Below are 12,526 nucleotides of genomic sequence, written 5' to 3'. Positions count from 1 at the left end.
TTGACAAATGCAGTTCAGACAAATACTATAAATCTTGTACGATACATCGTATAAGATGTATCGTACAGGAAGTATTGTGTGTCGGAGGGATTAAATGGTAGATCGAGCCGAATTTATAAGTGAATCAATCGATTTTTTACAACGATTTTTAATGAAAAGTCTTCAAAAGCATTCAGAAGAACATGGCGTAACAATTCCACAGGCAAGAGTGATTGGAGAAGTGTATGCGCATAAAACAGTGAGCATAAAACAACTTGTTAAAAATCTAAAAATGACGCAAAGTACCGTATCAGATATCGTTGAGCGTCTTACTACAAAGGGGCTTTTGTTGAAAACACCTAGCCCTAAAGATAAACGATTCGTGGAAATTTCATTACCAGAAAATATTTCGGATGAAATAAATGGTAGCATTACTGAAATTGCAAATAAATCATTAAATAGTGCGTTAACTTTTTTGGATTCACATGAACAGGAGATAGTAGAACAAGGAATGAGATTATTAGTTACAGCTGTAAAGAAGAAGATGGAAACAGATGGAATGGATAATTATGAATTCTTTGATGTATTGTATTTTCTTGAAGAAAAAGGAAAAAAAGAGAAATAAATTAACGAGGAGGGGATTAAGTGAACAAAATCATTAAGGGCCGTTGGATTATATTTTCAATTTGGCTAGTTGCAACAGTATTGTTAACAGTTCTTCAGCCTGACATAAATGCAATACTGCGGAATAAGGGGCAGGAAGGAGCGAATAGTGATTCACCTTCTGTAATGGCAGATCATATCCTCAAAAAAATGGATATTGCAAAAGGAACGAATAATCTGATTGTTTTTTATGATAAAAACAAAATTTCGAATGATGAAATGGACAAAATTGGTGATGCTGTTAAAGGAATACGTGATAGCAGTAAAGAACTTAGAATTTCGGAAATTATTGATCCTTTTAGTATTCCAAATGCAAAAAGTTCATTAGTATCAAAAGACGGCACCACACTAATGGTGAGTTATAAGTTAGATAAGAACGGAAGAGAAATAGATGATATTAAAAAACAAATTGATAATAAGCTAAGTAAAGTACCAGTTAAATATTATTTAAGTGGTGAAGATTTTATCAATAACGATTATTTAAAGGCTTCGCAAGCGGGAGTCGAAAAAAGTGCTGCGCTGACAGTTATTTTTATTTTAGTAGTGCTTATTATTGCGTTTAGGTCGATCGTTACACCATTTGTATCATTGCTTGCGGTTGCATTTTCTTATCTTTGTTCAATGGGAATAGCTGCTCAATTAATCGATAAAGCTGGATTTCCAATTACTAGTCTTACTCAAATGCTATTAATTCTTATTCTTTTTGGGATTGGTACAGATTATAATATACTCCTTTTTAATCGTTTCAAAGAGGAACTTTCACTTGGACATTCAGTTGATGAATCAATTGTAAACACATATAAAACAGCCGGTAAAACAATTGCCTATAGTATTTTAACTGTGTTTATTGCATTCCTTGCACTTGTATTTGCTGAATCTCCAATTTATAAATCAGGTGTAGTTGTTGTTATTGGGGTATGTATATTATTACTTGAAATATTAACGTTAACACCGTTTATTATGAAAGTTTTAGGGAAAAAACTTTTCTGGCCATCTAAAAATGTTGGTGGACACAAAGAAAACAAGTTTTTTGGTCGTTCGTCGGCTTTTGCGATCAAAAAACCAATCATCACAATTGTTGTCATCTTATTGATTTTATCTCCAATGGTGTATTTCCATCAAGAGAAGCTGAACTTTGATACAATTGGTGAACTTGGAAATAAATATCCTTCATCAAAAGGTTTTAATATCGTTTCAGATCATTTTGGTAAAGGTCAGGCAATGCCTGCAACAGTCGTTATTGAAAATGACAAAGCGCTTGATAATAATCAATCACTTGATAATAATCAATCACTTGCAGTAATTGATAATGTTACTGAAATACTTAAGAAGATAAAGGGTGTTAAGCAAGTATCTTCGGTAACACAACCTGAAAGTAAACAAATTGAAAGTTTTTATGTTGATAGCCAAATGGGTACAGTAACTGATGGTATTTCAAAAACACAGGATGGTGTTAACGAAATACATGACGGATTAAGTTTAGCCCAAGATAAACTAGGATCAGCGGATTTTTCAAAAGTTAGCCAAATGGTAGATGGAACAACAAATCTACAAAATGGTGTAACAGCGTTAAGTGGTGGTTTAAAACAAATTCAAGCAGGAATTGGTAGTGGTTCTAGTAATTCTCAAACGATCTCAAGTGGTATAGCAACCATCGAAACGAATCTAAGAAAAATGAGTAGTGGTGTATCATTATTAGCAAAAAATTATGAGAAAATGCAATCAGGTTATAAAGAATTAGGAACTCATTACCAAGAATCAGCACAAGCGCTGCTTGGTCTAAAAGGCGCAATTTCTCAAATGCAATCAATGGTGACAGCACTAGGTAGTAGTTATTCGAATTCAAAAGATGATGTGAATTACCAATCATTAAAGCAAACAATTGATCAAACAGTTGCTTCTTTAAATCAAATTACTCCAGAGGGAATCAAGACTTTAAATGCTAATTATAATGCTGTAACTGCAGGTTTTGCTACCGCAAACAGTAATCTATCTAGTATGAGTAATGGTTTAAATCAAATGGCAGATGGATTGAAAAAACTTGAAAGTGGTTTAAACCAAGCATCGTCAGGAATTGGAAAAATTGTAACAAATATGAATAAAGTATCAGATGGACTTGGTCAAATGAAAACAGGTCAGCAACAGTTAGTAGCTGGCATTAATGGATTTAGTACTTTCGGGGAAAAGCTTTCTGATGTAAACGGTGGTTTAGAGAAAATTTCTGACGGTTTAGGAAAAACAAATGATTTCTTAACTCAGTTTAATTCTAATAAAACTTTCTTTATTCCAAAAGTAGCGTTGGCTGATGAGAACTTTAAAAAATCAATAGACATGTTTATGTCAAAAGATAAAAAGATTACAAAACTAACAATTGTTTTGGCGAATGATCCATATTCAAAAGAATCTTTAAATACAATCAATAAAATAAATTCAGCTGTTAAAAATGGACTTAAAGGCACAGAACTTTCAAATGCAAAGTCAGGTGTTTCGGGTCCAAGTGCTACAACAAATGATATGAACAATATTTTGAGTAGTGACTTAAATAAAACAACAACAATCGTTATTATTGGGGTATTACTTGTATTATTCCTAGTGATAAGATCATTCTGGACACCAGTATTTATCACTGCATCACTTTTAGGAGCATACTACTGTGCAATGTTTATGATTAACTATATTTTCATAGATTTGCTTGGATATGAAGGAATTTCATCCTTTGTACCATTCTTCACTTTCATAATTATAGTAGCTTTAGGAGTAGATTATAGTATTTTCCTAATGATGAGATTTAAGGAATATACTCATTTGTCACCGAAAGAGGCGATCGTATTAGCTTCTAAGCATACTGGTGGAGTAATTATTTCAGCGGTAATCATACTTGGAGGTACATTTGCTACACTCATGCCATCTGGAATCCTTTTATTGTTTGAATTAGCAATTGCGGTAATTACTGGTCTAGTAGTACTTTGCTTTATATTACTGCCAATCTTTTTACCAGCAATGATTGCGTTGCCAGAAGCATTAGCTAATTTATTTTCAAGAAACAAGGGAGCTAATGTTAATACAGAAAAACATGTAATTTAATAGAATAATAGAATTAATTGAAAAATGCCGACCTGCTATCCATATAATAGTAGGTTCGGCTTTTTTTTGCTTTTTTCGTATCCATTGTTTCCCTTTTGGAAAAAAATGTATAATAGATAAATAGAATCTGTTCGAAGGAGCTATTATATGAATGACAATTTAATAGACATTACGAAATTATCTCTAAAAGAACAAGAAAAACTACTTTACTCTTTAAAAGATAAACTTTATCCTGATTCGTCAAGCCCACTTGAATCTACTTATGAAGCCATTCGTGAATCATGTTTTAAAGATGGTTTAGGTTGTAAGGTTGTGTATTAATGAGAAATCAAATTAGTAGAAAATTTTACTTCCCTTTTTTAATCATATTTTCGATCATAATTGGCTTTGCAGGCTGGTATGAAATCTTTCAACATTTTTTTAGCGATCGGGGGATTGTTCGATTTAATTGGCATGTTGATATTGAACAACCTACGCATTCAAAAATAATTTTAGATGAAACAGCTCCTATGAGTGTTGATGGACCAGTATATACCCAATTTACATACAATAAAAAAACAATAAAAAAACTAAAAAAGAAAGAGTATTGGATTAAAATATCAAACAATAATATTAAAAATCTCACTCAAAAAGTAACTGAATATAATAATTCAATTTTGAAATATCCAGTACATTCAATGAAAAGTAGACAAAACCTATTGGAAAATCCTGTTGTTTTTAACGATAATTGCTATTACTACGTAAAACGCGATAAAGAAAAACAAGATCAATATGCAATTTTTATTCTAAATCCAAGGGAGAAAAAACTTTACTTACTTGAATATTATTTTTAATAGAATTTTTAAGGTGAAACGATAAAACTAATCATAGGAGCTTTGCATGAAAACAGTGAAACTTGCTCCAAAAATAAATTACCATTAATTGCGCAAAAAAAGTGGATGCTAAAAACATCCACTTTTTTATTAATCAACCTGTATTTCATTATTCACATCAAGGGCTTCTACTAATTCTAATTCCTCATGACGTTCTTTAAAACGGTTGAAAGTAAATTCGTTTGCAAATAAGAATAACGGACGTTCGAAACGGTCAATTACTAGCATGTTACGTTTTAGATAAGTGCGAGTTAGATTACTTTGAATTACCAAAGGAATTAGTATGCGAAAAAAAACATTGCTTAATTTATAAATTCGTTAAAAAAGAGACTGAGTAAGGTAGAAAAAGGTGTGAATTGCACCTTTTTTTAACCTATAAATTTTAAATCAACTAAAAATCAATGAGTATAAGTAATCTTACTAAATTAACAAGATTCCTAGCTCAGTAGTCCATGCTATAATTAACAGATGAAGTACATAACTATTTTTAACAAAGGAGTGCAAGTAGCGAGTGAAAAAAGTTTTTAGTATTTTTAGTTTGTGTTTGATGTTTATGATGATGACCATCCCATCAAGCGGACATAGTTTCGCGGAAGATTCGAACATCCAAAATGGTATCCCAATTTCCGCTCAGATAACAGAAGGAGAAAAAAATATATACACATTTACGACAACCGATGATGGCGAAGTATATGTTACCCTCGATAACGCAATTGGTAATTATAAAATCACCCTTTTTGACGCTAACGGAAAAGAAATTACTACAGGATATAGACCTTCAACAAATTCAATTGGAAGTTTATATGGAAAAATCCAGAAAGGTAGCTATTCTATTCAAGTTGAATTAATGGATTCAGGTGACCATATTCAAACTGGTTCATATAGATTAAAAGCAACATACGCTTCAAGTTTCACAAGAAATTTAACCACCTATGAACCGAATGACACGATGCAAACAAGCATGCCACTGAAAAACGGTGAATTTATTACATCAACTGCAGACCATTACCAAGATAGAGATGTCTATCAATTTACTACAGATAAAGTAGGCGATTCTTATATCGTGATTGATAAAATCGTTGGTAATTTTAACTTTTATCTGTATGATAGTTCCGGCAACTATGTAGACCACCCTCACCGAGCTGCTCCTGAAGGTCTAGCTTTTATAGAAACTGAAAAACTTCCGAAAGGGACCTACTATCTTATAGTTCAGCCATACTATTCACCTGAAGTAAAAACTGCTTCGTATCGAATAAAGGCAACTTTTTCATCTGCATTTACAAGAGATAAAACAACTCTTGAACCAAACGATACAGATGACACAAGTGTACCAATGATATCAAATCAATATTATTCATCAGATTGTTATACACTGATAGATAGGGATTTTTATCAGCTTACTACAAGTAAAGATGGAAATGTAAATGTTGTACTGGATAACACAGTTGGTCAATTTGCAATGTGGCTCTATGATAGCCGTGGGTTTCCATTTTCCTCTGCGCATGGGTACACTGAAAAATCTGGTGATAAGATAATCCTTAACATAAACCTACCTAAAGGTATTTACTACCTTCATATTGTTACAGGTAAATATGAAGGATTAACAAATTCCTCTTATCGAGTAAAGGCAACTTTTTCCGATTTTACACCTAGTGTGGAATCAGTTTTAGATATTGATACGGTAGTAAAAGGAGAAGCTCCATCTGATACAAAAGTATTTGCATGGGTAGGAACTAAAAAAATTGGAGAAACTGTTGCAAAAAATGGAAAGTATAACATCACCATACCACCTCAAAAAGTAGGAACGGTTATCAATGTATATACTGTTAATTCCACTGGTAATACAAGTGCAACGAAATCTACAAAGGTCATTGATTCCACTATTAATGCAGTATCTAGTTCATACAATAAAATAAAAGTAAGTTGGAACAATGTACCAGGAGCGAGTGGTTATGAAATATTCCAAAGCACTTCAAGTACAGGTATATACAGTTGGGTTGGAAACATTCAAAATGGAAATATTTTAAATTTTACAAACAGCGGTTTAACTACTGGTAAGATGTATTATTATAAGGTAAAAGCTTATCGTATAGTAAACGGAACGTATATCTATACTTCATTTACAAAAAATACGAGTGCTAAACCTATCCCAGCAACTCCTACTGGTCTTGTTACCAAAAAGATAAACTCATCATCAATGACTTTATCTTGGGTAAAAGTTGAAGGAGGAACCGGATACCAAGTATACCGCTCGACTTCAAAAACAGGAACCTATAGTTTAACAGGTACTGTAACAAATGGAAATTCATCTAGCATTACAAACAAATCATTATTAAAAGGAAAAACTTATTATTAAAAGGAAAAACTTATTATTACAAGGTTCGAACTTACCGTACAGTTAACGGACAAAAAATATATAGTTACTTTTCTTCCATCGTATCTTATAAAAATTAAATAACAAATACGAAAAGACTGTTATCAAATTCGATAACAGTCTTTTTTATGTTTTTATGTACAGAAGTAAAGCTCATTTAAATATAGGCTCTGTTAAAGTAGATTGTTGATTTTGCACAAAGAACAAAAGCTTCGGCAGTCTTTTTTTTATTGCACAATATTAAAGGATAAATGCAATTACATGGAATAATATGGTAGAATTTTAGAGATTACATATTAGTTATTAGTAAGGGAGGTAGTTCATTGTTAAAAATATTAAAGAGTGTTTTTGGTCTACTTTCAATAGGTATAGCAGTATATGCTCTAATTACTGGTAGATTTGTGTTAATGCCATATATGATATTTTTATTAGGCGCAATGTTTGTAGTTATAGGAATCACAGAATTTCAATTAAAACGAAAAGGAACTGCTTATTCTAACTTTATTGTTTCCTTATTTTTGATTAGTGCATCAATAAAGGGGTTCCTGTTGAATTAACGTTTGCGTTAGCCATCCATGAATCCTCAGATTCACAACAGTGAATGGAAGTTTATATCGTACTCCCATGGTAGTTGATAAGAGTTACTAGAGGTTGTCTACTAATTAGACAACCTCTTTATTAGTATAAAAATCAACATTTATATTAACAGAGCCATAAAATAAAAAAGAACCGATCTCATTGTCGGCTCGTAGTTTCTATTAATCTTACGATAAATTGTAAATCGTCAGCTTCCCGTTTTTTAGCGTTATAAATTGCTCGTTGCTCAGCGTACAAATTTTCGTAAATAGCGATATCTCCGTGCATTTCTTGCGTATGGTTTATTACTTGAGCTTTTCTCATTTGCTCGTTACTGCCGTCAATCTTTCCGGTCATAAATAATTCACTTATACGCATTTCATTAGCGACTTTCAATAAAGTTAATTCCTTTTGAAGTTCTACCATTTTACGCTCTTCATCGTAAACCTCCCGATGAATTCTTTCTAATCGTTTGATATAGTAATTTACCCGATCTTGCATCCAGCACACCTCCGCAGTAATAGGACAAGTACTGTTACCGTGTTCACACTAACAGAATATGCGCCGTTTCGCGAAAAAATGCAGGTCCAACTTAATTTTCGTCGTCCAATTCCCATATATCTTCGACTTTTAAATTCAAAGTTCTTGCTATTCTCATCGCTACTTTTAACGTTGGCGAATGATCGTCTTTAGATATAATTAAACCCAAAGTACTATTATTAATGCCAACTTTTTCGGCGAATTCAGTTTGTTTTATCTTTCTTTCTGCGAAAATTATCTTTAGTTTATTCTTCAAAATTCTCACCTCAATATATAAATTTTTCAAATCTTTTTGAATCCCTTTATAAATTTTTGGAAGTACAGGCAAGCAATTTGTCGGACGTTAGTATAGTAGTTTCTGCAATTGCTAATCTCGCTAATCAAACGATAATCAATTGTTAAACTTATCGGAGGTGGTATAAATGAATCTAAATCTTACCGAAGTAAGGTTGATAAAATACTTATCGAGTTAATCGAGAAGGGCTATACGAAAGGGCTCGACTTATAGGACGCAAAGTTACGAAGACTGAAACGACTGAAGTTCGTCGAATTTCTACGTATTTGAGCGATGATGAGGTTCAAGCGGAATTAGAAAAACTTCCGAAATCAATCGAGGGATAATTTGCGTCACCTTAACAGGTAGCGTCTCTTTTTTTGTTTTAATGGTGCGGTTTCTTCGTAAATATGGCGGTAAATATACTAGCATTCACCGGGTATCCTTGTATAATTTCCGCGAAGCATATTCTGATAAAATAATCGAGAAGAACCTCGTCAAAAAACAACAAAAAAAGACCGAAAAAATCGGTCTCCTACGAAAATTAATCAACTTGTATTTCATTATTCACATCAAGAGCTTCAACTAATTCTAATTCCTCATGACGTTCTTTAAAACGGTTGAAAGTAAATTCGTTTGCAAATAAGAATAACGGACGTTCGAAACGGTCATATACTAGCATATTACGCATATCTTGATATTTCTTAAGTCCTTTTACATCATCTGTTTTAACCCATCTAGCAATATTGTAATCAACATGATCTTTACGGATATCAGATCCATATTCATTTTTTAAGCGGTATTCAAATACTTCAAATTGAAGTTGACCTACAGCACCTAAAATGACCTCATTAAATTCATTTTTATAAACTTGAATTGCACCTTCTTGAGCTAATTGCTCAACACCTTTATGGAAATGCTTAGATTTCAATGAGTTAACTGGGCTTACTCGCAAGAATAACTCAGGTGGGAAAGTTGGTAATGGTTCAAAGAATAATTTTTGTTTGCTAGATGTAATCGTATCTCCGATTTGATAAGTACCTGAATCGTAAATACCAATTACGTCACCAGCATATGCTCGGTCAATCGTTTCACGGTCATTAGCCATCAATTGAGTCGATTGACTTAATTTAATTTGTTTACCTGTACGAGAAAGCATTACGTTCATTCCTCGTTCAAATACGCCAGAACAAATTCGCAAGAATGCAATACGGTCACGGTGAGCAGGATTCATATTAGCTTGAATCTTAAATATAAAACCACTAAATACTTCATCAGTAGGATTAACTTCACCATTAATTGTTTTACGAGGCCCTGGTGCAGGCGACATATCTAAGAAATGATTTAAAAATGGTGTTACACCAAAATCAACTAATGCTGTTCCGAAGAAAACAGGAGTAAGTTCACCGGCTTGAACTAAGTCTAAATTGAATTCATTTCCTGCTCCTTCTAAAAGATCAACTTCATCACGTAAATTTTCTAAATTTGAAGCTTCTAAATGTCCTTCTAATTCAGGACCGTGTACACCATCTTGACCAAGTTTAATCACTTCATCTTTACGGAAAAGATGAACTTCATTTTCTAATCGATCATAAACCCCTTCAAATTGCATTCCACTACCGATTGGCCAAGTAACTGCAACAGAAGGCATACCAAGAACTTCTTCTAATTCTTCCATTAGTTCTAATGGATCTTTAGCTTGGCGGTCTAATTTATTCATAAAGGTAAAAATAGGGATACCACGTAAACGACAAACTTGGAAAAGTTTCTTAGTTTGTGCTTCAATACCTTTTGCAGCATCAATTACCATGACTGCAGAGTCAACAGAAGTTAGTACACGATATGTATCTTCACCAAAATCATTATGACCAGGAGTATCCATAATTGATACCATTTTTTCATCATATTCAAACTGCATAACAGAAGAAGTAACAGAAATTCCACGTTGCTTCTCGATTTCCATCCAGTCAGATTTTGCATATTTAGAATTTTTTTGAGCTTTTACAGTACCAGCTTCACGAATAGCTCCACCATGAAGTAGTAATTTTTCAGTTAAAGTTGTTTTACCAGCATCCGGGTGAGAGATAATCCCAAAGATACGGCGTTTAGCAACTTGATTCATTAATTCTTTATTTGCCATCTATTATAAAGTCCTTTCTAAATCAAAGATCATAATCAAATTTTCACATCTTATCTATTATACTAGAATTCAGCGTTTGATGAAACATTTAGTAATTAAGTTATATACAAAGTATTTCCAAGTTATGAAATAAGAATTTCCTTTTTTATCGTTTATTTTGTAATTTTACATAAATCATTCACTAATTTTTCAACATGTAATATTTATGAAGTATTAAAAATTAATATTTTAAAAGCGAATCTATCACTCAGTTATGCGTGATAGATTCTTTTATTTATGACAAATGTACAAGCATATACATGACACTTTGATTACTATATGTAGATAATGATTCATTTTCTTTTATAGAAAGGAAGTAACCATAAATGGCATCATGTAATTGTTCAACATCAGCATTAACTTGTTGTCCCGAAAAAATTTTTGTTCAGGACCAAGTTTGTACACCATGGCAAGCAGTTGGAGATACAACTACTATAACAATTCCACTTTTTCAAAATAATTTTAGCCAAAGTATTATAGGAACTGGTTTTGTTAAGTATGAAGTAGGTTCTTCTACAGCACCGATACAAATTGAATTTTTAAACTCTGCAGGAGGCACAATCAATTCTGAGGTCGTAACATTAGGTTCGAGTTTAGCATTTACAATTAGAAGATTTGATGTAATACAAGCTGTTATACCTATTGGAGCAGGTATATTATTTCAAGGTGAGTTCTGTATTACGACACGATATTCTGTTTAATTGAAGAAAATGAGGGGAAAAGCAAATGAATAATGGTTTAAGTTGTTGTTCAACCAAAAATATATTTCAAGATAAAGTTTGTACAAGTTGGCAAGTGAATACACCTGGTATTATCACAATCTTTACAAATAATATCGCTCCGATTATTTATTCAACAGGCTATGTTAAAAATGATACTGGAACTGATAATATCGTAGTTAATTTTTTAAGGGGAGGAAATGTAATTGATACTCTAACTGTCCCACCTCAAAGTAGTGTTGCTTTCTCAGAAAAGTTATTCGATGGAATTCAAATTGATACTACTGGTTTAACTGGGGTAGTTGAAGGTGAATTTTGTATAACTGTCCGATATTCAATGTAATAGATCATTTTATCTAAATAGTGTAGTTCTTAATCTTTTTTTGAACAACCCTATGTAATGAAATGAGGAAGGATTATGTGTTCCTTTTTGAATAATAAAGATGAGAATGGGAAAACAATTCCTTACGTAAAAGGGATAGATTCCAATTCGAATAAATGTAGTTGTTGTAATAGTTTTTCTTGTAATGGAGTTAAAAAAATTGGACCAACAGGTGTAACTGGGATAACTGGAGCAACAGGTCCTACTGGAGCGACGGGAATTACTGGGGAAACAGGAATAACGGGAACGACCGGTGTAACTGGCCAAACGGGATTAACAGGAGTAACTGGCCCAACCGGATCAACCGGTCAAACTGGAACAACGGGAACGACCGGGGTAACTGGCCTAACCGGAATAACAGGAACGACCGGAGCAACGGGATCAACAGGTCCAACGGGAACGACCGGAGTAACCGGAGTAACCGGAGCATCGGGATCAACCGGTCAAACTGGAACGACCGGAGTAACCGGAGTAACCGGAGCATCGGGATCAACCGGTCAAACTGGAACGACCGGAGTAACCGGAGTAACCGGAATAACCGGAATAACCGGAATAACGGGATCAACAGGAATAACAGGTCCAACAGGAATAACGGGAACGACTGGAGTAACAGGGTCAACCGGAATAACGGGAACGACCGGAGTAACAGGGTCAACCGGATCAACCGGTCTAACTGGAACAACAGGGTCAACAGGTCCAACAGGCACAACGGGAACGACAGGAATAACCGGCCCAACCGGAATAACAGGAGCGACCGGAGCAAATGGAATAACCGGAATAACGGGATCAACAGGAATAACGGGAACGACTGGAGTAACAGGGTCAACCGGAATAACGGGAACGACCGGAGTAACAGGGTCAACCGGATCAACCGGTCTAACTGG

At 33.7% G+C, this 12,526-nt stretch carries 13 protein-coding genes; 9 read left to right on the top strand and 4 right to left on the bottom strand.

Features of this window, described 5'->3' with window-relative positions:
- Nucleotides 1-94: 94 nt before the first annotated feature.
- From ACFWM3_RS14520 to ACFWM3_RS14505, 4 genes are all read left to right on the top strand, one after another.
- Entirely contained in the window at nucleotides 95-604 is a 510-nt protein-coding gene (locus ACFWM3_RS14520; protein WP_390311814.1) for a MarR family winged helix-turn-helix transcriptional regulator, read from the top strand.
- 20 nt (nucleotides 605-624) lie between these two features.
- Nucleotides 625-3,726, top strand: a complete 3,102-nt coding sequence (locus tag ACFWM3_RS14515; RefSeq protein ID WP_390311813.1) for an MMPL family transporter — start codon at nucleotides 625-627, stop codon at nucleotides 3,724-3,726.
- A gap of 147 nt (nucleotides 3,727-3,873) precedes the next feature.
- Nucleotides 3,874-4,047 carry a hypothetical protein gene (locus tag ACFWM3_RS14510; protein ID WP_390311812.1) on the top strand — a complete coding sequence of 58 codons (174 nt, stop codon included), beginning with the start codon at nucleotides 3,874-3,876 and terminating at the stop codon, nucleotides 4,045-4,047.
- Nucleotides 4,047-4,559: a hypothetical protein gene (locus ACFWM3_RS14505; RefSeq protein WP_390311811.1), complete on the top strand. Its 513-nt coding sequence runs from the start codon at nucleotides 4,047-4,049 to the stop codon at nucleotides 4,557-4,559. Before ACFWM3_RS14510 ends, ACFWM3_RS14505 begins: the two co-directional genes overlap by 1 nt.
- A gap of 129 nt (nucleotides 4,560-4,688) precedes the next feature.
- Here the strand turns inward: ACFWM3_RS14505 and ACFWM3_RS14500 are convergent, their stop codons facing one another.
- Nucleotides 4,689-4,871, bottom strand: a complete 183-nt coding sequence (locus ACFWM3_RS14500) for a hypothetical protein (protein WP_390311810.1) — start codon at nucleotides 4,869-4,871, stop codon at nucleotides 4,689-4,691.
- Between the two features lie 238 nt (nucleotides 4,872-5,109).
- Here ACFWM3_RS14500 and ACFWM3_RS14495 point away from each other — a divergent pair, with 238 nt between their 5' ends.
- Together ACFWM3_RS14495 and ACFWM3_RS14490 are read left to right on the top strand one after the other, a co-directional pair.
- On the top strand, nucleotides 5,110-6,954 hold the full coding sequence (locus ACFWM3_RS14495; protein WP_390311809.1) for an Ig-like domain-containing protein: 1,845 nt from the start codon (nucleotides 5,110-5,112) through the stop codon (nucleotides 6,952-6,954).
- A gap of 341 nt (nucleotides 6,955-7,295) precedes the next feature.
- A complete protein-coding gene (locus ACFWM3_RS14490; RefSeq protein WP_390311808.1) occupies nucleotides 7,296-7,529 on the top strand; it encodes a DUF3953 domain-containing protein in 234 nt (77 codons plus the stop codon).
- Between the two features lie 178 nt (nucleotides 7,530-7,707).
- Here the strand turns inward: ACFWM3_RS14490 and ACFWM3_RS14485 are convergent, their stop codons facing one another.
- From ACFWM3_RS14485 to ACFWM3_RS14475, 3 genes are all read right to left on the bottom strand, one after another.
- The gene (locus ACFWM3_RS14485) at nucleotides 7,708-8,049 is read right to left on the bottom strand and encodes a hypothetical protein (RefSeq protein WP_390311807.1); all 342 of its coding nucleotides are present in this window, start codon (nucleotides 8,047-8,049) and stop codon (nucleotides 7,708-7,710) included.
- Nucleotides 8,050-8,140: 91 nt separating this feature from the next.
- Nucleotides 8,141-8,344 carry a helix-turn-helix transcriptional regulator gene (locus tag ACFWM3_RS14480; protein WP_390311806.1) on the bottom strand — a complete coding sequence of 68 codons (204 nt, stop codon included), beginning with the start codon at nucleotides 8,342-8,344 and terminating at the stop codon, nucleotides 8,141-8,143.
- A 562-nt stretch (nucleotides 8,345-8,906) separates the two neighbouring features.
- Nucleotides 8,907-10,502, bottom strand: a complete 1,596-nt coding sequence (locus ACFWM3_RS14475) for a peptide chain release factor 3 (RefSeq protein ID WP_056466163.1) — start codon at nucleotides 10,500-10,502, stop codon at nucleotides 8,907-8,909.
- A gap of 365 nt (nucleotides 10,503-10,867) precedes the next feature.
- Here ACFWM3_RS14475 and ACFWM3_RS14470 point away from each other — a divergent pair, with 365 nt between their 5' ends.
- The 3 genes from ACFWM3_RS14470 to ACFWM3_RS14460 form a co-directional block, all read left to right on the top strand.
- Complete coding sequence (locus ACFWM3_RS14470; protein ID WP_390311805.1) at nucleotides 10,868-11,242, top strand: DUF3992 domain-containing protein; 375 nt, start codon at nucleotides 10,868-10,870, stop codon at nucleotides 11,240-11,242.
- Between the two features lie 25 nt (nucleotides 11,243-11,267).
- Nucleotides 11,268-11,603, top strand: coding sequence for a DUF3992 domain-containing protein (locus ACFWM3_RS14465; RefSeq protein WP_390311804.1), 336 nt, complete (start codon nucleotides 11,268-11,270; stop codon nucleotides 11,601-11,603).
- Nucleotides 11,604-11,690: 87 nt separating this feature from the next.
- A partial coding sequence (locus ACFWM3_RS14460; RefSeq protein ID WP_390311803.1) for a hypothetical protein occupies nucleotides 11,691-12,526 on the top strand: 836 nt, incomplete at its 3' end.

This window comes from Gottfriedia sp. NPDC058432, assembly GCF_042721555.1.
GTDB lineage: Bacteria > Bacillota > Bacilli > Bacillales > Bacillaceae_G > Gottfriedia.
Note: the sequence above shows the minus strand (reverse complement) of the source record. Positions and strands in the feature narration are given on the sequence as shown.

Excerpts from the sequence above, each read along its gene's own strand:
- ACFWM3_RS14520 (WP_390311814.1), top strand. The coding sequence starts at position 95 with ATGGTAGATCGAGCCGAATTTATAAGTGAATCAATCGATTTTTTACAA.
- ACFWM3_RS14510 (WP_390311812.1), top strand. The coding sequence starts at position 3,874 with ATGAATGACAATTTAATAGACATTACGAAATTATCTCTAAAAGAACAA.
- ACFWM3_RS14505 (WP_390311811.1), top strand. The coding sequence starts at position 4,047 with ATGAGAAATCAAATTAGTAGAAAATTTTACTTCCCTTTTTTAATCATA.
- ACFWM3_RS14485 (WP_390311807.1), bottom strand. The coding sequence starts at position 8,049 with ATGCAAGATCGGGTAAATTACTATATCAAACGATTAGAAAGAATTCAT.
- ACFWM3_RS14475 (WP_056466163.1), bottom strand. The coding sequence starts at position 10,502 with ATGGCAAATAAAGAATTAATGAATCAAGTTGCTAAACGCCGTATCTTT.
- ACFWM3_RS14470 (WP_390311805.1), top strand. The coding sequence starts at position 10,868 with ATGGCATCATGTAATTGTTCAACATCAGCATTAACTTGTTGTCCCGAA.
- ACFWM3_RS14465 (WP_390311804.1), top strand. The coding sequence starts at position 11,268 with ATGAATAATGGTTTAAGTTGTTGTTCAACCAAAAATATATTTCAAGAT.